The sequence below is a fragment of the Nocardia sp. TBRC8007 genome (assembly GCF_056629435.1).
Window position 1 is genome coordinate 15,548 of the sequence record NZ_JBWSOR010000035.1, and the last position, 21,823, is coordinate 37,370.

General features: G+C 55.5%; 24 protein-coding genes and 2 tRNA genes. 17 read left to right on the forward strand and 9 right to left on the reverse strand.

From position 1 onward, the window contains the following. Window positions 1-358: 358 nt before the first annotated feature. The 5 genes from ACX4ZE_RS19510 to ACX4ZE_RS19530 all read right to left on the reverse strand — a co-directional run bounded on the left by ACX4ZE_RS19510 (window position 359) and on the right by ACX4ZE_RS19530 (window position 3,267). Window positions 359-730, reverse strand: coding sequence for an endonuclease VII domain-containing protein (locus ACX4ZE_RS19510; protein ID WP_480274904.1), 372 nt, complete (start codon window positions 728-730; stop codon window positions 359-361). Between the two features lie 78 nt (window positions 731-808). After that, window positions 809-1,603, reverse strand: coding sequence for an AAA family ATPase (locus ACX4ZE_RS19515; protein WP_480274905.1), 795 nt, complete (start codon window positions 1,601-1,603; stop codon window positions 809-811). Window positions 1,604-1,628: 25 nt separating this feature from the next. Next, window positions 1,629-2,402: a RecB family exonuclease gene (locus tag ACX4ZE_RS19520; protein WP_480274906.1), complete on the reverse strand. Its 774-nt coding sequence runs from the start codon at window positions 2,400-2,402 to the stop codon at window positions 1,629-1,631. Then, the gene (locus ACX4ZE_RS19525; RefSeq protein ID WP_480274907.1) at window positions 2,403-2,687 is read right to left on the reverse strand and encodes a hypothetical protein; all 285 of its coding nucleotides are present in this window, start codon (window positions 2,685-2,687) and stop codon (window positions 2,403-2,405) included. It lies immediately after the preceding gene. 22 nt (window positions 2,688-2,709) lie between these two features. Next, on the reverse strand, window positions 2,710-3,267 hold the full coding sequence (locus ACX4ZE_RS19530; protein WP_480274908.1) for a hypothetical protein: 558 nt from the start codon (window positions 3,265-3,267) through the stop codon (window positions 2,710-2,712). A gap of 282 nt (window positions 3,268-3,549) precedes the next feature. Between ACX4ZE_RS19530 and ACX4ZE_RS19535 the strand changes: the two genes are divergently transcribed. After that, the gene (locus ACX4ZE_RS19535) at window positions 3,550-4,299 is read left to right on the forward strand and encodes a helix-turn-helix domain-containing protein (RefSeq protein WP_480274909.1); all 750 of its coding nucleotides are present in this window, start codon (window positions 3,550-3,552) and stop codon (window positions 4,297-4,299) included. Between the two features lie 1,584 nt (window positions 4,300-5,883). Here the strand turns inward: ACX4ZE_RS19535 and ACX4ZE_RS19540 are convergent. The 4 genes from ACX4ZE_RS19540 to ACX4ZE_RS19555 all read right to left on the reverse strand — a co-directional run bounded on the left by ACX4ZE_RS19540 (window position 5,884) and on the right by ACX4ZE_RS19555 (window position 8,517). Further along, window positions 5,884-6,129, reverse strand: a complete 246-nt coding sequence (locus tag ACX4ZE_RS19540; protein WP_480274910.1) for a hypothetical protein — start codon at window positions 6,127-6,129, stop codon at window positions 5,884-5,886. A gap of 44 nt (window positions 6,130-6,173) precedes the next feature. Continuing rightward, entirely contained in the window at window positions 6,174-6,326 is a 153-nt protein-coding gene (locus ACX4ZE_RS19545) for a hypothetical protein (RefSeq protein WP_480274911.1), read from the reverse strand. Between the two features lie 143 nt (window positions 6,327-6,469). After that, the gene (locus tag ACX4ZE_RS19550; RefSeq protein ID WP_480274912.1) at window positions 6,470-7,300 is read right to left on the reverse strand and encodes a DUF7192 family protein; all 831 of its coding nucleotides are present in this window, start codon (window positions 7,298-7,300) and stop codon (window positions 6,470-6,472) included. A 59-nt stretch (window positions 7,301-7,359) separates the two neighbouring features. After that, window positions 7,360-8,517: an AAA family ATPase gene (locus ACX4ZE_RS19555; RefSeq protein ID WP_480274913.1), complete on the reverse strand. Its 1,158-nt coding sequence runs from the start codon at window positions 8,515-8,517 to the stop codon at window positions 7,360-7,362. A gap of 2,890 nt (window positions 8,518-11,407) precedes the next feature. Between ACX4ZE_RS19555 and ACX4ZE_RS19560 the strand changes: the two genes are divergently transcribed. From ACX4ZE_RS19560 to ACX4ZE_RS19635, 16 genes are all read left to right on the forward strand, one after another. Beyond that, window positions 11,408-11,569 (forward strand): hypothetical protein, encoded by a 162-nt coding sequence (locus tag ACX4ZE_RS19560; protein WP_480274914.1) that lies wholly within the window; start codon window positions 11,408-11,410, stop codon window positions 11,567-11,569. A gap of 555 nt (window positions 11,570-12,124) precedes the next feature. Next, window positions 12,125-12,352, forward strand: coding sequence for an HNH endonuclease (locus ACX4ZE_RS19565; protein WP_480274915.1), 228 nt, complete (start codon window positions 12,125-12,127; stop codon window positions 12,350-12,352). Window positions 12,353-12,387: 35 nt separating this feature from the next. Then, complete coding sequence (locus ACX4ZE_RS19570; protein WP_480274916.1) at window positions 12,388-12,807, forward strand: phage terminase small subunit; 420 nt, start codon at window positions 12,388-12,390, stop codon at window positions 12,805-12,807. Between the two features lie 71 nt (window positions 12,808-12,878). Then, window positions 12,879-13,208: an LtfC-like domain-containing protein gene (locus ACX4ZE_RS19575; protein WP_480274917.1), complete on the forward strand. Its 330-nt coding sequence runs from the start codon at window positions 12,879-12,881 to the stop codon at window positions 13,206-13,208. Then, window positions 13,208-13,561 (forward strand): phage tail fiber protein, encoded by a 354-nt coding sequence (locus tag ACX4ZE_RS19580; RefSeq protein ID WP_480274918.1) that lies wholly within the window; start codon window positions 13,208-13,210, stop codon window positions 13,559-13,561. The genes ACX4ZE_RS19575 and ACX4ZE_RS19580 overlap by 1 nt, the downstream gene beginning before the upstream one ends. Before the next feature lie 9 nt (window positions 13,562-13,570). Next, on the forward strand, window positions 13,571-14,551 hold the full coding sequence (locus ACX4ZE_RS19585) for a hypothetical protein (RefSeq protein WP_480274919.1): 981 nt from the start codon (window positions 13,571-13,573) through the stop codon (window positions 14,549-14,551). A 29-nt stretch (window positions 14,552-14,580) separates the two neighbouring features. Next, window positions 14,581-14,653 (forward strand) — tRNA-Trp (locus ACX4ZE_RS19590). 115 nt (window positions 14,654-14,768) lie between these two features. Further along, complete coding sequence (locus tag ACX4ZE_RS19595) at window positions 14,769-14,975, forward strand: hypothetical protein (RefSeq protein ID WP_480274920.1); 207 nt, start codon at window positions 14,769-14,771, stop codon at window positions 14,973-14,975. A gap of 48 nt (window positions 14,976-15,023) precedes the next feature. Continuing rightward, a tRNA-Leu gene (locus ACX4ZE_RS19600) sits at window positions 15,024-15,098 on the forward strand. Between the two features lie 50 nt (window positions 15,099-15,148). Next, window positions 15,149-15,361: an Acb2/Tad1 domain-containing protein gene (locus tag ACX4ZE_RS19605; RefSeq protein ID WP_480274921.1), complete on the forward strand. Its 213-nt coding sequence runs from the start codon at window positions 15,149-15,151 to the stop codon at window positions 15,359-15,361. After that, the gene (locus ACX4ZE_RS19610) at window positions 15,361-16,194 is read left to right on the forward strand and encodes an N-acetylmuramoyl-L-alanine amidase (protein WP_480274922.1); all 834 of its coding nucleotides are present in this window, start codon (window positions 15,361-15,363) and stop codon (window positions 16,192-16,194) included. Before ACX4ZE_RS19605 ends, ACX4ZE_RS19610 begins: the two co-directional genes overlap by 1 nt. Before the next feature lie 172 nt (window positions 16,195-16,366). Further along, complete coding sequence (locus tag ACX4ZE_RS19615; protein WP_480274923.1) at window positions 16,367-18,049, forward strand: hypothetical protein; 1,683 nt, start codon at window positions 16,367-16,369, stop codon at window positions 18,047-18,049. Next, window positions 18,049-19,455: a phage portal protein gene (locus ACX4ZE_RS19620; RefSeq protein ID WP_480274924.1), complete on the forward strand. Its 1,407-nt coding sequence runs from the start codon at window positions 18,049-18,051 to the stop codon at window positions 19,453-19,455. The genes ACX4ZE_RS19615 and ACX4ZE_RS19620 overlap by 1 nt, the downstream gene beginning before the upstream one ends. Further along, the gene (locus ACX4ZE_RS19625; protein ID WP_480274925.1) at window positions 19,452-20,294 is read left to right on the forward strand and encodes a VG15 protein; all 843 of its coding nucleotides are present in this window, start codon (window positions 19,452-19,454) and stop codon (window positions 20,292-20,294) included. The genes ACX4ZE_RS19620 and ACX4ZE_RS19625 overlap by 4 nt, the downstream gene beginning before the upstream one ends. Window positions 20,295-20,338: 44 nt before the next feature. Further along, the gene (locus ACX4ZE_RS19630) at window positions 20,339-20,833 is read left to right on the forward strand and encodes a hypothetical protein (RefSeq protein WP_480274926.1); all 495 of its coding nucleotides are present in this window, start codon (window positions 20,339-20,341) and stop codon (window positions 20,831-20,833) included. A gap of 15 nt (window positions 20,834-20,848) precedes the next feature. After that, window positions 20,849-21,790, forward strand: a complete 942-nt coding sequence (locus tag ACX4ZE_RS19635) for a phage major capsid protein (RefSeq protein ID WP_480274927.1) — start codon at window positions 20,849-20,851, stop codon at window positions 21,788-21,790. The last annotated feature ends 33 nt before the right edge of the window (window positions 21,791-21,823 follow it).

The following is a 21,823-nucleotide window of genomic DNA, read 5'->3' on the forward strand; positions in this document are numbered from 1 at the left end:
TGAGTACGCCTAGCCGACCATTTCGATCTGTCAATGGCCCTGTGACACGCAAAGCACAAAGGCATGTAGAACTCAGGCCATACCGAGTACACCACTTTGTATCTATCATTGATGTAGGTTGTTAACTCGGTCTCATCTGTCCCATCGTAAGCCCATTCGTTGGCCCATTCTCCACAGCTAATACACTTGTACTTAGTCGCTGAGCCGAACCTCTGTTTTACTCTCCCATGCGCCCCGAAGTACGTCAGGTCAGAACGCAGTTCCTTATTCTTTAGGCATAACGAGCCGGTGCGCCAATACCTGTGGTAATGCGTTTGACACCATCCGGTTGCCTTATATTTCTGCTCATTCTTGCAGCCTACGACTGAGCAGCACTCCAAGTTCTCAAAACCTCCATTCCAGGGGGTTCGATCAAATATAATTGGATTCTCTCGATCAGTTCAGGGTCGTCTCTGAGATGCCCCAGATTCCGGTTACACGTTGCGCAACACAACGATCGGACACATCTACCGCAACTCGTTTTTCCTGGACAGCAAGCGTGATCATGGTCGACGGCTAGCCGTTTCTTAGCGCCAGTTGCTCTACGGCAAATAGCACATTTCTTGCCTTGGTACTCGTATATCGCCCAGTACTGCTCAGGTGTGAGACCATACGTCTTCCAGATATGAGCTTCCCAGGAAGCATTACGGCGGGCGCTTCGCCTCTCGCGGCGGTGTGTGGCGCACAACAACGGCTTACCTGTGGCTTTGCGCCGGTTGCTTAGCTCTTGCTTCTTACAGTCGATGCATTGTGCTATAAAATAGCTCCTTTAAACTGGATCTCGGAATGTCATGGTTGCTCCGATGAATTCGAGTTCTGCGGCGTTACGGCCGGACGGGTCGGCTTCTCCGTCTCGGTTTTTCACCGCAGCGATTTTCAGCAGATCCGGGCCGAACTCTGACCGCGACCTATGCATAGTCAGGATCAGCGACGGCACCCTAGACACTTGGCCTTTCACCCCGCTGATCGGGATCGGTTTATCCGAGTCGTTGTAGTCTCCGGTTACGTGATGCAACCCGATCACACACGCGCCTGTGTCTCTCGCCATCCCGGATAGGTAATCGAGTAGCGCTTCACGCCCCGAGAATGGATCTTCATCCACACCAGTGATGACGTTAGTTATGTTGTCGACCACAACTAGCGCCGGATAATCGCCGTATAGCTGTCGGTAAGCCTGCATCGAGTTCTCCACCTGGTCCACGGTGGGGGATGAGACGTAATTGAATCGAATCGGCAGAGTCGCTAGGTCGTCCTCGATTTCAGTCAAGTCTTCGGCTATGACCCGCTCTGCCGACTTCTCGAGTGTCCAGCCGGTCATTATCGATGTTAGTCGAGATATCTGTGTGAACGAGTTCGAATCAGCCGAGAAATACAGCGTCGGCTGCTCAGACTTCAACGTCAAAGCCAGCGCGAACGCGGATTTACCACAGCCCGCAGGCGCAGCGATCAGGACGAGTTGCCCTCGATATAAATGAACGCCTTTCTCCGCTAGGGCCATGAATACGTCGGGGATCGGGTCTCCAGCAGCCCCGCGTATATACAGCGATTGTAGTGGCGTATACATCAACCTCCTTGCCCTTTGTAAAGTTTCAGCCTAAAGAAAATTCACACGACGACTTCACGTCACAGAACCGGCACTTAGACGGCTCGGGATCAGGATCGAATCTCTCAGCCCGGATGTTGCCCTCTAGCTCGTGGAAGAGCTGGGTAACATGATCTTCGGTGTACTCGGTTAGGTTGTATGGGTGCGTCGCTAGCCCGGACTTACCCATCCAGAAATCTCCCTGAGTTGCCCTCACACCGAACTGCTTAGCTAGTGCTAAGCTATAAACTCCGAGCTGTAACGGGGTATCCGGTAGCCTCCCGGTCTTGACGTCTCTGGGCATCACCTCATCCCCAGATACCAATACCTGGTCGATCACACCTTTGACCTGTACGCCGTCTAGGTCGAACTCGAATTCGAGTTCGATTCCTGGCGTGCCGTCCTCGGTGATCCAGATAGCCTCCTCCGGGTGGGATTCCCGCCAAGCGAAATATTTTTCCATCTGCCCCAGCCCGATCTCGAATCGGCGCTCTATGTCTGTCTCCCCGTTGTACGGTCCGGACCAGAACCAATAGTCGAGTCGCGGCGTTTCACTCGTCAGAATCCCAATCTGACGGCAATACTCGACTTTGAAAACCTCCTTAGCTTCCTCAAGCGTCAAATCTTTGCGTTCGGTTTCCTCGATCGCTTTATGCTCGGCGGTGCCTTGTGGTGCCCACGCTGCGGGTCGCCGCCATACCCGGTCTATACGAGCCAGACGGTACGCGCGCGGGCATCTCTGGTATTGCTGGAGCTGGCTCACGCTCCGATGATCAACCACTCACGCTACCTCTTTCATATACACCGAGAACTCTCCGTAGCCCATAAGCAGCGCTTTGCACTCGATTTCTTCACTGAGCACCGGAGCACCACTACCCACTATGTTTAGTACGGGTTGATACATTGGGTCCGAGTCCTCGAGCAGCTCGCACCTAAGCACTGTCACACAGATCATCTTCGCCACTTTAATCGCTCTTGCAAAGAGTATGCCTGGGTGTGCAATCTCCAGGATATTCTCGACTACTTCACCGGGGTGAACAATACTCAAAACGGTCTCAGCCCTCATCTTCATCTATATAGTTCTCTAGCTAAGTTCCTTCGTCGGAAGCCGATGGACTAATCTTTTTGGGCTTCCGCTTCGGAATCCTGAACGCTATTCTTCCTTCTTCGGTCAAGCAGGTGTATTTATTTTCGCGGAGGATGCCTCGAGGATCATCCGTGCCCGTCTTGGGTAGAAATGCGAACCCCCCTGCCCCTACACTTTTGGTTGGCCCAAACGCGGGATCGAACTCGATTATCTCCTCGTTCCGTTCCAGGCGGTCATAAAAGAGCCTGAGCCGGTATAGTTTGTCATTGGACAACCCATGCCCCCCGGTACCAACATACTCCAAGTGGTCCCGGAGTCGCCCATAAGCTTGCGTCTCTCGAAGCTGTTTGGTCAGCGGCCAGTCCGGCATGTTCCGCCGCGCGATCTCCGCCGGAGACTTATACTGCAACCCGTATTGCTTTTTTATCCAAGAAATATGCGCGCGGGAGCAGCCCTTCATTTTGGCGATATCGGTTTGCGTATACCCTTGTCGCAGCAATTCATCAATTTCACTCGGGGTAACGATCAGTTCACGGCCCTTGCGCACGTTGTGGCCCATATCTGAATCTCCTTGATCCAACAATCAACACGGCAAAAGTAGGACCAGTTTTGTTATTTGTCAAGTAACCTCCCTGCTATCCCCTAGCTCCATACAGCCTTGTCTCGTAGCCCCCGAACAAGGCTGGCACACAGGGAAGTCCCCGCTACCAACCGTCTGTGACCTGACAAGACGAACATATGTTCGACCTACTCGATCGCTCCGGCATAGTCTTCGCTATCGTGACCGGTTGGTCAAGCATCCCAACACCCCCATTTCGGGGCAGTACGACTGCTATATGAGGTGACCCTAACTTTGACAGCCCCCCATGCTGGTACGATCATCCGTGCACTCCGAGAGGCAGCGCAGCTCAACCGGACTTGTTTCGCGCAGCAGCTCCACGTGTCCCCCCGTACAGTTGAGCGCTGGGAACAAGGACTTAAGACACCAGGCATCGATGAGCTAACCAAAATTTTCGACGTACTAGCTGTACCCATCCAGCTACGTGAGCATTTTCTAAGTGTCATGTTCCCAATGCTGCTCCGAGACGACCTCGGCCCTCTCCCCACGCAACCGCTCCCGACCGACATCATCGACATAGACGCACACACCTACCCGATCGCGTTTCAGCAGATGCCTCAGGTTGACCTTCTAGGAACCAATCAAGCCTGGGAGAATGCATTTCCAGGCTTGGGGGTGGGCGGTAACGCTATTATCTGGATGTTCACAAACCCCGCTGCCGAGAAGACCGTGGTCCAATGGCGGCGCGAAGCGCATTTGCTCGTCTACCAATTCTTTTGGCTTGGGATCGGCTTGCCTGATCGCGAAAAGGACCGAATCAACTCCGCGTGTAAGCATCATCCCGACTGGGAGTGGATGTCTACACACCCAGTACCTTCTCACCACCTTGAGCGAGACAGGTTCGAGCTTCGGGATGTTAAGACAGGCCAGCTGAGCGAGTTCCTGTTACGAATCGACAAGCCCGAGTTTCCAAGGAGACCTTGGTGGCGCTACCGCCTGGTGCCTATCCCTGCACCGCTCCCGCCCACATAATGGGCCTGCGAGCGGCCTTTCTCTTTGGATGTAACCTGGGCCAGGACCGAAGTACTGGCCCAGGTTACCTTGTTTCTTACCCCTCGTTTCTTACCCCTCGCGGTTACCTGACTGAGTTACGGACCAAGAGCCCAAGTGGCTCGTCCGAGCATCTCGGATGCAAGCCCCGGCGGCATCTGCATAAACCCGCGAAGCCCTGCCTGTTGCGCGGCGTAATCGTCATCCATCATCCCAGGTTCGACGTTCCGGCTGTTCCCACGAATAAGTGTCTCCGCTGCCATGAGAGCCACCCATTCCGCAGTCATCCAGAGTACATACTCGTTTGGGTCGAACGTAGCGCGTGTCAGACCCCGCACCTCTGTCTCGACATCAGACAGATTACTATACGTAAGGTAAGCGAGACACACCGCGCAGGTGACATCGGATATTGATGCCTCAGTACGGTGAATCAGACATACATACACCAATCGTCCGCAGATTGTTTTATGGTCGCTATAAGTTGCGTGCCGCCCATATCCGCTCATAGTGTCGCACACCGCGTAGTCGCCCATTGCGTGATCCCTCTCTATCGTGAGTCGGACACCACGACCAGCGGGTTACCCCGCTGACCATAGAATCGGACTCAAGCCTCTTCGGTAATCGCGTGTGATTCGTACTTGTTAGCCGCCGCCATGGCCTCTTCTTTAGTTTTAAATCCGGACTCATAGGCGATAAGCGTGCCCATTCTCACCCCCTCGGTACCCATCCGTGTTATGGACAGATCCCATAGATCACCAAATCTTGTGACATCGAAAACGATTGTCCCCCGATTCCGCATGTCACCGCAAGTAAACATATTTCCCTTTATGCCCACTGCATACCACGCGCCTATGGCCATTACCTTCCTCTTTCTACTAGTTCAGCTTTCACGGCATCTCCTTGATTAGTTATCGAGCAGTTCGGCTAAGAACTCGGAGAGCTTGAGCGAATCGTCATACGATATTTCGATACCCCAAACAACCCGGTCGCCCAAGTCCATAAACGTGCCGCTACCCGCGCCGCGCGCGGCACCGAACGAGTAGCCCCGCCCGTATGTTTGTTTTTTCGCCTGCAAAGGTGCAGGCTAGGGGTTCCGCCCTTAAGCTGCACTTAGCTAGCTCGGCTTCGTGTTGAGCCTTTCTGTCCGACGCGAATAAGAAAGCGTCCAGACAATCGTGCAGCATCCGGCGTTGGATATCGCGGGCAATCCGTTCAGGTGATTTAGCCGCAGAAACATTAATAGACAGATTTTCGAATCGCAGTGGCAAATACCGTTTCAAGTCTCCGAAACACCCTGAGATTTTCACCATGCCTCGCGGGCAGCCCTCTGTTGATATCAACAGCGAAAAATCATCTTTATATGTGAGTCTTGCACGGTACGGTAGCCGGTCCGCGTAAAAATCAGACGCCCGGACATTCTCACCTAGGTGCTGCGCGACCGCACACGCTAGAGCGTAGGCGTTTACGTTGGTATTAGGTTTCATAGTTCTAACCTTTCTGTAAGAGCCCAAGAAAAAACCAGGCCGATCCGGTCAGCCTGGTTTAGTGTTCGACTATTACAGTGGGTTATTCCTTGTGTGACCTCCGTTCGTGCTTCTCAGCGATTGCAGCCAGGTCGATACTATCCGCGATAGCTTTCACATCTGGCATGATCCGCCACCGGTCCTTATACCAGCAATCCAGATCACCGTAAGTCGTCAGATTAAAACCTTCGGGAAGTTTGGCGTTGATAGCTTCCAAATACTCCCGTTGGATTGCTTCGGTATCGTAATCGTCGCCGTAATCGTCGAACCAGTCTGAGATGTCGAGCACTCCCGAGAAGGTGCCCCGCCTCGTAAGTGCGTAATCATGCCTATTCACAGCTGGCCTACAATCTTCAACAACTGACCCTCGGCGGCGCCCGGAAGCGTCAACGTCGGTATAGGAGTCTCGTGGATTTCTTCGGTCATGTGCTCCTCGAGCAACGCTCTCGTCTCCTTTGTGTCCAGTTCGGGCGCTTTCTCAATCACGTGCGACCATTCAATGTGCGGGCGTTCGGTGCGGGGGTGACGATTAATTGCAGTAGATACCGTTGCATCGTGTTACCTTCCTAGCTTGAGTGGACAGACCCGAACAGGATTCACCACTTCCTGTTCGGTACTGCCGAATCAACCTATTCGAGTAGCCCTAACTCTCGTAGCGTCTTCTCAACCAACCCTTCGGTGTAACCGCTCGGGGGACGTTCGAGGATAATCGAACCGTCTGGGTAATGATCCTTTATTACTGGACTAGTGTATCCATACACCCGACCTATTTCTAATGGCGAGTGAAACTTTTTAGGTAAATTCCACATAGCAAGAAACTCTATACATCTGAGATAAGATGCATGAGAAACCACGAACATTAGCCTTTCCTCATCTAAAATTTCCCCGGCCGCCTTAACTCGGGTCCGTATGGACGCCACAACGTCCCGCGCCTTAGATGAGAATGTTGTGTCTGTCCATACCTCACATTGCAACCCCGATCTATCTATCGCGGCCACGGTCGTTAGTACATCCATCCCGAATAACCTCACCTCTTCCGGTTTGGTTCTTGCACCATAGAATGATGGCACCACCACGGTAACTACGCGACCATCCGCAGGGGTTTCTACCAATTGGTAGTTGATCATTGACTCAGGCTCACCTGAGAGAAACCTAGCGACATCTACATCGGAGCCCGTTACGTCATGAAACGATTGAAACGAAGTAGTATCTATTTCTTTGTAAATCATAGATAAACGCTCTTCTATGAGCGAGGGCATACTACCCCGCTCCCTTTGGATGCCGCGCACCGCAAGGTCACATGCCTCATCCACGGAGGATACGCCAAAAGCTTTTGGCCTGCCAGATATCCTATCGTTAAGATCGGCTAGTCCTTGTGGGTTACGATAGTGGTCTAGTTTCTCGGCTAACGAGTCATACTCAACTATGCAACGGGTTTTTTCATTGACAATTACCCTCATGCCTTACCCTCTCTTAGCTGACATGAAAGGGCACAGATGTCTGTGCCCCAACACGTTTACTAAGCGGGTTTAAGCTTGTTCCTGGTCGAATCATCCAAGCCACGCCATACACGCGCCTCTAGCGCTTGCTCCCAATCCATACCGGCATCCAGAAGCTTGCACATGCCCAGCGATGCACGCGGGGAAACAACCACGCTCAAACCTTGCCGCGCAGCGTTCTCTCGCACCGTGCGCACATACGTTAAAACCAGGTCGACAGTGTGCTCGGAAATCTCACCGACACCCCTGCATACCGCGTGCTCCAGTTCCTCATCAATTTCGATCGTAAGAACCGTGAACCGGTCTAGCGTCGCGGCATCCATAGCTTGACGGCCGACATACGCACGGGTAGCGCCACGCCCGTACGTATTCGCAGAAGCGACAACCCTAAAATCGTCGTGCCGCTTCACCATCCCATCCGGGAATGCCATACGACCGTTCGCCAATGCGGCATTGATCACAGCCATCACCGAAGGGTGCGAGTTGTCTATCTCGTCAAAGTGGAACACACCGCCGTGCTCATATGCGTGACGGAACAGCGTACCTACGTATTCACCGGTGGCTTGCATGTACCCGATGATTTGCGACGCGGGCGTTTGTGGACTCAGCGAAAGCGAGTACGACTCGAGCCCCAAGGCTTCCGCTGCCTGCTCTGCAATCGTTGACTTACCGGTACCCGCTGGCCCCACCATCATCACGTGTTCACCAGCGAGGACAGCGGTTGTCACGTCTGCAAGCTGCCGGTGTGTCAATCCCTCAATCGGACGACGTACACGGTCGCGTACAACCACGGTTCGGGTAGGAATCACCGCCGAACCGATGACTTCCCGCGCGATACGCTCTACCTCCGCTCGGTCAATCTGCGGAGTACCAACCAGGGTACGAAGCGCGTTAATCGCTGCTTCCGTATCAGAGTCGGATGGTTGCGTAGGCTGGGCGGATGGTTGCGCGAGATGATTCCTCAACTTATCCAGATCATCACACGTATGCAACGACAGATCGTTATTGAGCAAGACATCTACACCGTAGACTTCGCACTCGTAACAGTAAGGCGCATCATGATGACTTACCGAGTTCGGTCCCATGTCGTCTGTGTCGTGCCCGGCGTAAAGGTTTTTCGCTCCGCAATCCGCACACGGAGTGCGCAACGTGCGTTTCGAATGCTTGGCGTACCTCATCCTTGGTGTTCCTTTTCTGTGGATTTCTCTAAGCTTTGATGAAAGCGGCAGGTTGCAACCTGCCGCTAACATCACTGCTCAGTAGGGGTATGTATGGATCGGAACTCGTCTGATAGCTATTGCTGGGTGGCGGTTGCCCCCTTCCTTCCTCTCGCATCCATCACAAAAGGACCACGAGAACCATGGTGAGCAGTCTTCCGGGCAGGAATATTCAAGACTCCACCCAGAGGACCCCCAATGCCTATAAATCAAGTCTTCGGTTTGCTCATCCGTTTCGGAGGACACTCCATTAGCGATCACTACTAAGCAATCCTCACAAACCGATATCTCAAAACTCTGGTACTCAGACATGTTTCATACTCCTATGAGTAGTCCGCAAGCGTGGTATCTATGGCGCGTTGACGTTCCAAACCCGCAACGATCATTCGATAAGACGGATTTATTACCTGGAAAGAATGACCTAGGCAACGACCAGGTGAGCAATTACAAGGCACCTCGTTCGACTGCTGAGTCGAAAACTCATCTACGTACCATGATGCACACCCGCTCATCGCAAAGCGAGCGGTAGGCAATGTGTCATACACAATCTCGTATGACTCGTACCCCTCATCAGTGAGCTCTGAAAACTCTTCACTCGACACAGTGCATCCCTCGACACTTCCGTGAATCAAGACATGCTCGCCGATATATTTTGTCAGCCAGTTGTACGCGGAAAGGTTATCCCGGTAAACCGTAGACCCCGTTAGGAGTCCGTCACAGTCCCGGACGTGGTGCATCACTTTCGCCATTGGAATTTCTCCCTCTCTATTCGAAAGTGCGCTAGGTGGCCTACGACGGCCATACCGCTAAACGGTCCTAGCGCTGCCCTTTGTCAAGTTTTAGACAAAGATTTTACGCCTCAGCTCTGAGGCTGATAACCGAGGAATGGTGCGAGCCGATCCCAAACCAAGCCATGAGGCAGGTACATGTACGCGGGAGCACTCGAACCCGCCAGGCCATTACCCAGGTCGACCCGCCAACACGGCATATCCTCTTCACACCGAAGCTCAAGCGTCCGCTTAGGTGCCTCGAACCTGTACTCTGCGAGTACTTCCGCCTGAGCTGAACCGGTACCGAACAGCATCATAGCTACTCCGATAACTACAGCAGTCTTACGCATGACTAAATGCCTCTCCAAGTAACGGGTTGTCTCAAAGAATCTCGTAAAGAGTTTCGTATCGCTTAATCGCGTCCATAGCCTCAACGATCTCACGCTGAACAAACGTGAGAGCGCATCGTTCAGCATTCATAAGCGCCTCCACACGTTCCTTTGCTTCGCCTGCATAACGCCAAACAAGCGCGGCATCCTCGAATGACTTAAAACCCCAGAGATGCCAAGTTAAAACCTCGGTTAACGTGTATGTGGGAAACGGGATGTTCAATCTAGGTGACGGTGCCTCGCTCAACAGCGAGTGATCCCGAACAGTGTTCCAGTACTCCAGTACATCCGAGATTTTCGTCAGAGTGACCACTAGATCAGCCTTCCAGTCGATATTTGTCTTGCGTGGCGCGACCAGGACTCGAACCTAGCTCATCAACCAACACTCATGCGCTGGTCACCCACCTCACCCGTAAGGCAAGGCCACGCCTTTGCACACGATTAGGGCTCGAACCCTGAACGATCGGACCAAGTCGAAAAACATTCCAGTGGTATCCAATCGCCTCGTATGTGAGGCTCCAATATTTTCTAATCCCATGAGGGCCGGACTCGATTCCCCTACCTGAACGTAGCTCACGCGCTGTCGCTTTGCGCCATCCTTGGCGGTAAATCGGGTCTTCGGTTATCAAAGATCATGCGGCGCAGTTTCCGGAAGTATCAGCTTCCGAAGTTCCTGCCCTGTTGCGATTACTAACTTAGCAAAATTTAGCCCTTTGTCAAGTCAGAGATTCGCGGCTCCTTTCGGCTATTGCAATGCGTAACCGGAATGTAGCCGAGCGTAGTTTTGCTGCATTAGCTCTTGAGCCCTAATCGCATAAGGGTTCCCGCTCGGTACAGGTGCCTAGGTAGCGCAACGCATTTCTAAACACGTCCGCCAAGACATCGCAATAACCGGTATGGAGTTGATCAAAGAACATGAGCTGGAACTACCCGGTGATTGGTTTTGGTGTGTTCCTGCTGTGATTACAGATTTCCATACCAAGATGCCCTTTGTCAAGTAAAATATCGAAATAGCAGGTCAACCCACTCGAATATCCAAGCCCTACACGGATCACCAGCCAGGCTCGAGCGCTCCTCTGTACCGCAGTGCGCCACCCCTCGCCCTGTACTGCACTGTCCCGGAGCGATCGCTCAGCGGCACCTAGTACACACCCCAGGGCTAGAGACCTACGAGATAGGGCGTAGTCGCCTGCCCTGGGTACCCCGCCCCTGTGGCCGGCCATGCCCCTACCCCGGAACCTACCTGTCAGTGACCTACCGACTAGTAACCTTACCTGCCAGTAATACTACTCGCCAGTAACCTACCGACTAGTAACACGAGTACCCCTCAGGGGTATACACCGGTACCCCCTACGGGTACCATACTCTACCCCAGGGGGGTACCCCCTCCCCCGTGTGCCTCTAGATCGGGGCGTTATGCGGTTCTCCGGTCCTGTACGGGTTTTCAAGCCGGTGGGCTGAGGTGATCCGAACCAGGGAGCCGTCGTAGTGGCATCTGATTGCCCCGTGGAGGCTCGAACATCCATCAGAGGACTGAGGGGGTGCCCCTCATGCCCGCCGAGCGTACACACGCCCGTACTCGTCTACCCCAATCTCGTATCGGCTGGACTTCACCGCCGCCGAGAAGGCGACACAGAGCCAGACGATCACCCAAAACCCACATGTAAATACCGAGAGAAGCAGGTGCAGGATGTGATTGATCTGGCTGGTTCGGAGGACCAAGGCGGACGTTTGGCCCATCCCAAGGACTTGCCCGCCTCGGGCGATCTCGGCACTTATAGCGGTGTTCAGTATCTGTTGCCGGTATTCGGGGCTCAGCGGTTGCACGGGTTGGGTTCCCCCTTGGTGGAGTGATCGTCGACTGGGTGACAGTAGCAAATCCCCAGGTCACTAAAAAAAGTAGTGTGAACTACCTCACATTTGATGTGTTTTTGGTGAAATCCTCATGTGCATAGTTAGTGAGGGAGTGAGCGAAGCGAATGACCGAACGTTGACAGGCCGCAGGCGCGGCCGTTGAAGTAAGGAGCCCTTCGGGGGCTCCTGAAGTTTGTAAAGTAAGGACCCCTCAGGGGGTCCTGAAATATATAGGAGCCCCTGAAGGGCTCCCGAATAGTTACTAGGAGCCCTTCAGGGGCTCCAAAGAAGAGAAGCCCTTTGAGGGGCTTCTTATTGACTATAGGAGCCCTTGGGGCTCCCTAGGAATAATTATTAATTATCAGGAGCCTTGGAGGCTCCTGCTGGGGAGCCCTTCAGGGGCTCCTATGGATTAACCCCTTCCTACGGAAGATATTTCCTCCCTCATCGGTCGGAAACATCTTCCTAGGTTTCCCCTTTCGGAGTGTCGTGAGTTGGTTCTCTTCTGATCGGAAGTCTCGGCTTCCAGATGATTGGCCTCACCGTCGAGGTTTTGTGCTTCGCCGGGACAGCTACCAGTGTCAGCTTCGCCGTGTCGGCTGCTTGGGTGCAGCTACCGAGGTCGACCACACACACCGGGGGGATAACCACGCCATCGAGAACCTGAAAGCGGCGTGTGTTAGTTGTCATGCGAAGAAGTCGTCAGAGGAGGGAAACGCTCGTCAGGCGGCGCTACGAGCCCTGAGGTACAGACCTGCCGCACGTCACCCTGGGCGCTTGTGACCGGGCTAGGAGCCCGGCTATCCAGGAGGTGACCAGTGGGTGAGAGAGGCCCTGTCCCGAAGAGGTCGGATCAGAGGGTCCGACGCAACAAAGAAGACGTTCCGGTCGACAAAGTAGCAGCGATCGGATCGGTCCAGGTCCCGGAGCTGGGTTTCCCCGACCCACACCCGATTGTCCTGGACTTGTGGGGTTCATTGTCCGATTCGGCTCAGTCTCGATTCTATGAGCCAAGCGACTGGGCTTACGCGCGTTATGCTTTGCATTTTGCGGATAAGCTCGTTAAATCTGAGAAGCCCTCAGCGGTGCTGGTGTCGTCTGTGGAAGTGATGCTTAGTCAACTGCTTGTCTCTGAGGGTTCCCGCCGTAGGGTGAGACTCGAAATCGAGCGTGACCAGTCCGATGGTGACGTTGTAGATATCGCTTCGATAATGCGGGCGCGTATGTCGCAAGGATAGGGCTCGGCACCGGAGGGGTTGAGATCCCCTCCCCCTTCGGTGTCGCTACCAAAGAAGAGGGCAAGTCAATAGTGATCGGTCGTACACCTTTAACGGACACGCTTACGCTCAGCCTCGGGGCTGACTTCACCCACAGGGTTAATGCTGGGCCTGGGGATTCTATCCCGCTTGGTAGTACCGCCCGGATTTGCTTCTATCCTCCGGGTCAGAAGAACACATTAACCACGATTGCCGAGTGGTCTCATACCGCGATCACAGCGGATTATGTTTATTTTCGGGCAGAGTCCACGAGTGCGGATCAGATCCCGGATCGGGCACATTTCCGAATCTATATCAATTACCCGGATAACCCGACGCTTAATCATTGCTGGTTCGTCGGTGAGGTGAAGAGGAAGCAGTAATGGCAACTTGGCATGTAAAGGCTACTCAGACCGCAATTGCGACTCATCTTGCGTCTCTGATCACGCATGTGTCGCTGCACACCGCCGACCCTGGTCAGACGGGTGCCAACGAGGTTTCGGGTGGAACCCCGGCGTATGCGCGTAAGTCAGTTTCCTGGGGTGCGGCGACGGATGGTGTTGCGACGGGTGGTGAGGTCGTCTTCGACGTTCCAGCCGGCACCACAGTGACCCACGTAGGTTTCTGGAATGCTCTCAGCGGTGGCACTTTCCGCGAGTACGCGGACTCCGCGGATATCGCGTTCAGCGGTGCGGCGGGTCAGGTCAAGGTCGTTCCAAAGATTACTATTCCGTAAGGGGGGTCGGTGGTCGAGATCCCCAAGTTTCCTACGACCACTGCCGAGCTACCCGATATACCGGTCACGGTTGCGGCGATCCCTGGGGTACCGGTGTCGCGGCTTCCATCGGGGTTCGTCCCGTATGTGCCGTCCCTGCTGAATGTGGGTATCGGAAGCACTGGTGGTGTAGGTGTCGCTATTGCCCCTGTCTATCGGGTCACTGCCGGTATCGGGGGAATCGGTGGCATCGAGGCGACCTCTACGCGGTACGGGACGCTGGTCACCGGTGTAGGTGGGCAGGGTGGTGTGTCGACTAACGTGTTCGAGTATCACGAGCTTGTGGGCGGCGGCATCGGTGGCACTGGTGGTGTCGGGGCAGATGTTGAGGAGTTCACGGGCCTGGACGGAGCTGTCGGCGGCGCGGGTGGTGTGGTCGCTGAGTTGTCTGTTTTCGCTGATGCGGGCGGGCTCGGTGGGTTGGATGCTGGTATCGGCTTCGACGCTGGGGTGGGTGGGCCTGGCGGGGTAGCATCCGACGTGGTTCCGGTGCATTTCCGGTCAGTGGATGTCGGCGGCACGGGTGGTGTAGATCCACTTGTTAGCACCTTCTCTGATATGGGCATGGACAAAGCCGGCACGTTCCAGATGACCTCTGGTACCACTGGTCGGGTCGAGGGGTGGTCGGTGCGTTCGGGCTTCCCAGGTGCGGTGATCACGGATCATGGTCTGGTAGCTAATGGGGACACTAGCGTCACGATCAACTGGGGTGTCGCGTTGACTAGTGGCTGGCCCTCGTTCAGTACCCTCCAGCTACAGATACGTAAGAACAGCACCGCGATCGGCTCGGCGACTATCGGGTGGAACTCGAGTACAGCGGTATGTGATCCGATCAATACGTCGCTGGCGCAAGGTGATCGGATCGAGCTTTGGTATATAACACCGTTTGGTGGGTCTAGCACGATTCAGCAGGGTTCCGCTTCAACGTTTTTGTATTTCAACAAGAACTAAGAGGCGCGGGGTGCTCCTCGGGACCTTTCGCGTGTGTAGCTCAATTGGTAGAGCCGTGGTCTCCAAAGCCGCCGGTTGCAGGTTCGAGTCCTGCCGCACGCGCAAACGGGGGGCTTCTCAGCGGGGCTGACAACCTCCCGGCTCGATGGTGTAGCTACGGCAGCCGTCGAGTACAAGAAGGGGGTGCGCTTGCATTCCCGCAGATAGAGAGGTGGATATGACGGTCCAGGAAAAGATCAACAAGATTGCAAACGACGTTGCTTATGTGCGTGATCGGGTAGTGAAGATCCGCACGGAGATTCAGTGGCTGAAGCAGAATCCGCGTGCGGAAGACCTCAATTTTAAGCGGCTCGATGATCTTCTTGCGAACCTCGTTCAGCACGTGGACGCGACCGATCGTGAGATCCCGGATCTGCCTGCGTAACAAGGTATGACCGAGCACCCGCACGGGTGCTCGGTCCCCTCTTGCCAAGCTCCTGTAGCCCAATCCGGTAGAGGCGACGGTTTTAGGTGCCGTGCGATGGGGGTTCGAATCCCTCCAGGAGTACATACCACCCAATCCCTTAGGGATTGGGCTTAATTCTGATTGGAGTTCATTTGTCTACCGCTGACATCTACAACCGGTTCAGCTTCCATCCAGCGACGACGGACGAAAAGCGTGACGCGCATGCGTCGGTTCGTGAGGCGTGCAAGTCGCTGGCGTTGTTTCTTGACGAAGTGGTACCGGATGGGAGGGAGAAGGCTCTCGCTATCACCAACTTGGAGCCAGTCATGTTCTGGGCCAACGCGGCTATTGCGCGGAGCCAGTAATGGCGTGGAGCGGTGACCCTACCTGGCTGGCGGATGTGATCCGAGCCGAAGGCGTAGAAGTCCGTGAATGGCGCGACCCGGAAGACGGGTATCCCTGGACCGGGATCGGCCACGGCGATTTCCGGGATGTCTGGGGCGTGCTATGGCACCACATGGGCGTGAACGACCAGAGCGCCGACGTGATCCGGTACGGCAGGCCGGGGCTGACTGGCCCGCTCGCTAACGTGCATCTGTCACGTGATGGTGTGGCAACTGTGGTGGCAGCGGGGGTCGCATGGCACGCGGGCGCGGGTGCGTGGCCTGGGCTCCCCACCAACGACGCGAACCCCCGCCTGATCGGAATCGAGATGGCAGGCAACGGGACCGACCCGTGGCCTCGCGAATGTTGGGACGCCGCAGTGAAGATCGGCGCGGCTATCACCCGCAAGCTCGGATACGGCGCTGACCGGAATATCGCCCACAAAGAGTGGGCAGGTAAGTCCCAAGGTAAGTGGGACCCCGGTAATTGGGATATGGGCGAGTTCAGGCGACAGATTCAGACCCGTCTGGATGGCGGAGCATCATTAGGAGTAATCCCCATGAATCACGATGAGCTTAAAGCCGTCATCCTTGAATGCCTCGGAACCTATCTCGGCCCGCTGATTTCGGATGTGAAGGACATTCGGTGGCAGGACGTTGGTTCTCGCGACAGCATCCCCGGCGATATCGGTGCTTCTTATCCCGGTCTGCCGATGTTTGGTAAGGGACGTACCCGTGACGACGCTATCGCCGCGATCGGCGAAATGCTCGGTGTGGAGGGTATGTACGACCCTAAGCGAACCGACCGGGTGTAAAAGATGTAGCCCGCGATCGGTGGGCTACTTATTGAAGGAGAAGAAATGTCTTCTGGTGTGGACGTGGACGGTGTTGTGACCGTCGTTAAGGCGCTGTGGTCGCTCGGATCTGTGATCGTACCGCTGGTTATTTCGCTGCTTTGAGCTGAACCGATAATTGAATGGGGGACAGGTGGCGAGCAGAGATAAGAAGCTGCTGCCCGTTCCCCCTCATGTTATCGGGCCGGTTTGGCAGCGATATGAGGAGGGCGGGTTTTACCTGCCTGAGTTCTCGCTCGGCTGGGAGATCATTAACTGGCTAGCTGAGAACGTGAGAATGCCTGGCGGCGAATACGCGGGCGAGGCGTTTATTCCGACTCTCGAGCAGGCACGTTTCATCGTCTGGTGGTACGCGGTAGACGCTAAGGGCGTTTATGCGTATCGCACGGGGGTTTTGCGCCGAATTAAAGGCTGGGGTAAGGACCCAGTAGCCGCCGCATTGGCGTTAGCGGAGCTTTGTGGTCCGGTCCAGCTCTCGCATTGGCATCCGATCACGGGGGAACCTGTGGGGAAGCCGCGCCACGCGGCGTGGGTTCAGATCGCTGCGGTATCGCAGGAGCAGACGAAGAACACGTTTTCACTGTTTCCGATCATGATCTCGAAAGACATGAAGACCAAGTATGGGCTTGATGTCAACAAGACGATTATTTATTCGGAGGCTGGTGGTCGGATCGAGGGTGTTACGTCGTCCCCTCATTCGATGGAGGGCAACAGGCCGACGTTTGTTATTCAGAACGAAACCCAATGGTGGGTTGAGTCGGTACAGGGCCATGAGATGGCTGGTGTCATCGAGGGCAATGTTACTAAGATTCCTGGGTCGCGGATTCTGAGTATTTGTAACGCGCATATTCCTGGTGAGGATTCGGTAGCAGAGCGCGCTTACGAGGCGTGGCAGGCTATCGAGGCGGGCCAGGCGATCGACGTAGGGATGCTATACGACGCGCTAGAGGCTCCGGCGGATACCCCGATTTCTGAGATTCCTTCCGAGAAGGAGGACAAGAACGGGTTTACGGCGGGACTGGCTAAGTTGCGTGAGGGAATCCGGATTGCTGTCGGCGATGCGGTATGGCTGCCGATCGACTCGATAATAGAGTCGATCCTGGATACACGTAATCCGATTACGGAGTCGCGACGGAAATTTCTTAACCAGATTAACGCGGCTGAGGATTCATGGATCGCGCCGTACGAGTGGGATCACGTCCAGGCCGAGAAGCCGATAACCCTCTCTCCGGGCGATCGGGTCACGCTGGGGTTCGACGGATCTAAGACCGGCGACCATACGGCGCTGGTTGCGTGCCGTGTCGAGGACGGTGCGCTGTTCCTGCTGAATTTGTGGAACCCGGAGAAGTCGCCTAACGAGGAAGTACCCCGCGAAGAGGTAGACGCCGCAGTGAGGTCGGCGTTAGAGAGGTATGACGTGGTGGCGTTTCGCGCGGATGTCAAGGAGTTCGAGGCGTATGTAGATCAGTGGGGGCGTGACTTCAAGAAGCGGATAAAGGTGAATGCGTCGCCTGGTAACCCGATCGCGTTCGATATGCGGGGGCAAACCAAACGCTTCGCATTGGATTGTGAGCGTTTCTTAGACGCGGTGCTCGAGGGTGAGCTTACCCATGACGGTAACAAGGTCCTTCGCCAGCATGTTTTGAACGCGAAGCGTAACCCGACGACGTATGACGCTATTTCGATTCGTAAAGCGTCGAAGGATTCGAGTAGGAAAATCGACGCCGCCGTGTGCGCGGTGCTCGCGTTCGGTGCGCGGCACGATTTCCTGATGAGTAAAAAGAACCGTAGTGGGAAGGTGGTGATGATTCGGTAATGGCGGAAGCTAAACAAGCAGTTGACGTAGTTAAGACCCGTGATGACATGCTCAACGCATTCGAGGAGCGGGCGCAGGATCTAAAAGAAAACCAGGAATACCACGACGCCACGCGACGACCTAAAGCCATTGGTCTGGCTGTCCCACCTAAAATGCGGGATCTTCTCGCTCATATGGGGTACTCCCGCGCGTATATCAAAGCGCTCGCCGATCGGCTGAACCTAGAGGGTTTCCGAATGCCGGGAAAAGACGAGGCGGACGCTGAGCTACTGGATTGGTGGAAAACAAATTTCCTGGACTCTGAGTCCAAGCTAGGGCACGTTGAGGCGCTCATCCACGGGCGGGCGTATATCACGGTCTCGATGCCTGACCCAGAGGTGGATATCGGCCTGGACCCGAATGTCCCACTGATCCGTGTGGAGTCCCCCCGGTCGCTGTACGCCGAAGTCGACCCGCGTACGCGCAGGGTAGCCAAGGCGATTCGCGCTATCTACAACCCGGCGGGTACGGACATCACGTACGCGACGCTGTACCTACCGGATCAGACTGTCTTGTTCGAAAAGCTGGAAGGGCAGTGGCAGCCCCCGAAGAGCATCCCGCATGGGCTAGGACTGGTACCGGTTGTGCCGCTTATCAACCGGTCACGTGTCTCCGATACCACAGGTACATCTGAGATCACCCCAGAACTTAAGTCGCTTACCGATGCTGCATCCCGGATCATGATGCTGATGCAGGCGACGGCAGAGCTTATGGGTGTCCCACAGCGCATAATGTTCGGCATCAACGAATCCGAGTTGGGGCGTGACCCTGAGACGGGTGAGATCAAGTTCGACGCTTACCTCGCTCGCATACTCGGTTTCGAGGACCCGGACGGTAAGGCGCAGCAGCTTGCTGCGGCGGAGCTTCGCAATTTTGTTGGCGCGCTAGAAGAGATTCATAAACAGGTCTGTAGCGTCACAGGATTGCCACCGAACTATCTGAGTAGCCAAACCGAGAATCCGGCGTCTGCTGAGGCGATTAGAGCATCGGAATCACGTCTGATAATGAATGCGGAGACGAAGCAACTCATCTTCGGGGCTGCGTGGGAGGAGGCCATGCGGATAGCGTGGCGGATGGTGAAAGGCGGCGGGGAAATTCCGCCGGACATGTACCGGATGGAGACGATCTGGACCGACCCGGCAACGCCCACCTATACGGCTAGGGCGGATGCTGCGGTGAAGCTGTATGGCAACGGTCTGGGTGTGATCCCACGAGAGCGGGCTCGGATCGACATGGGCTATTCGGTGACTGAGCGTGAGCAGATGAAACGCTGGGATGAGCAAGAAGACTCGATGGGGCAACTCGCTGGCCTTTACGGAGGCTCGGCGCAGACCACCGATAAGGCTGCCCAGCCGGATGCGGCGTGACCCCGGAGCAATACGCGGCTGCTCAAGCTGTGGTGGCGGCTAAGGCTGCTGCATCGGTAGCCGAGCTAGTCGAGTTGTTCCTGGAACCTGCGCTATCACTACGAATGTGGCTGCGGATGCTGCGGAATATACTCCCCACAGTCGTGGGCCTACGCGAGGAGTCCGCTCGGCTCGGCCGCGATTTCTACGACGCGCAACGCGGAGCGCATCACCCGGAGCTGCCCAGGAGGCAAGACCACCCGGAAGAAGGCTACGAGTTCGGACGGCTCGTTGAGGCGGTCGATCCGGTACGTAACCGGTTCTCGCAAGCGAATGCACCAGCGTCTGTGCTGGGTGATTTGGCTCGCCGGGTGGTGGCCGAGGTCGAGAATGCGGGTCGGCGGCAGGTGATTCGGTCTGTGCAGACCGAACCGGCCGAGGGGGTTATCCGGGGGTGGGCGAGGGCAGCTACCGGCCGTGAAACGTGTGCTTGGTGTCTGATGCTGATATCGCGGGGGCCGGTGTACCACGGTGCTGATACTGCTGGGCTCGACCTGGACGACAAGTACGCGGCCCGCTTGATCGCGGCGGGCAAAGACGTGTCGGAGTGGATGGACCAATGGCACGCGGGGTGTGATTGCAAAGTAGTACCCGTTTTCGATCGTAAGAACTGGCCTGGTAAAGCAGCGGCAGATAAGGCATTGAGGCTGTGGACACAGGCAACCAGGGAAGCGACTGCGCTTATCGAGTCCAGTAGGTCACGGACCGACAACCACAACAAAGAAGCAATTAACGCGCTTCGTCGCCGCCTGGAGCGGGGCGAGATCAGCGTTTCTGAATTTGCGGCGTTCGCCGCGTAACCACCCCCTGGAGGGGTGTTCTTAGTCCAGGAGACAAATTAACTATGGGCGACACGCCTGTCACTGTGACCGATCCCAGCGAGGGCCAGGAGCCCAAAGAGTTGCCGGATTGGGCACGTCAGAAAATTTCGGACGCCAACGCTGAAGCTGCTCGATATCGAGTGGAGAAGAACACTGCGGTTGAGGCTGGCAAGACCGAGGTTCGGGCTGAGTTCGAACAGAAGCTAGCTGACGCGCAGGCCCGGTATGACGCGGTGATGGCGGATAAGTCCGCTATCGAGCTGGATCGGCTTCGGGTTGATGTCGCGTTGGGGCTCGGTATTCCAGCGGACAAAGTCAAGCAGGTTGCGGCTTTGCTCAAGGGTGATTCCGAGGATGAGCTGAGGTCTCACGCGGAGGAAGTCAAAACGTTGTTCGAGATTTCTGATTCTAAGCCCTCGCGGGTTGTCGACCCATCCCAGGGTCACTCTAATCAAGAAGTTCTACCGCTTAATGGCGATTCGCTACTTGAGGCGGTTAAGCGCAAGGTTGGCGCTTAATAAGGAAGGTTATTAATGGCTGTCCCGGCAACTGCCGCGTCTATTTCCGATTCGATGTTCTCGGGCTATCTCGAGCCCGAGTTCGCACAAGATTATTTCGCAGAGGTCGAGAAGACCTCGATTGTGCAGAAGATTGCACGTAAGATCCCGTTGGGTCCGACCGGTGTGCATATTCCGCACTGGACCGGTGATGTGACTGCCAAGTGGGTTGGTGAAGGCGATAAGAAGCCGATCACCAAGGGCAACATGACCAAGCAGACGATTAAGCCGCATAAGATCGCGACGATTTTCGCTGCCAGCTCTGAGGTGGTGCGAGCCAATCCCGCGAACTACCTGAATACCATGCGGGTGAAGGTCGCTGAGGCTATCGCGTTGGCGTTTGACGCCGCCGTGCTCGCGGGTACCAATACCCCGTTCGGTGCACATGTTAGCCAGACCACTAAGGCTGTGTCTTTGGTGGATGCTGATCCGACCGGCGCTGCGGGCATCCAGGCCACTAATGCGTATACCGCGATCAACAACGGTCTGAGCTTGCTGGTTAACGATGGTAAGAAGTGGAACGGCACGCTCCTGGATGATGTTTCTGAACCGTTGCTGAATGCGTCGCTCGATGCTAATGGTCGCCCGCTGTTCGTGGAGTCGACTTACGCGGAGCTGACTACTCCCATGCGGGAGGGACGGATTCTGGGCCGTCCTACCGTTCTGTCTGATCACGTCGCAGCCGGTACCACTATCGGTTTTATGGGCGATTTCTCACAAATCGTCTGGGGCCAGATCGGTGGAATTTCCTACGACGTGTCCGATCAGGCTTCGCTGGATCTTTCTGCGGCGCAGGATGGGTCTCAGATCGTTTCGTTGTGGCAGAACAACTTGGTGGCGGTCCGCGTTGAGGCCGAGTTCGGTGTTCTCGTGAATGATCCTCAGGCGTTTGTTCGTCTGACCAAGGCGAGCAACTAACAGCTAACGTCGGGTGGGGATTCCTGCCCGGAA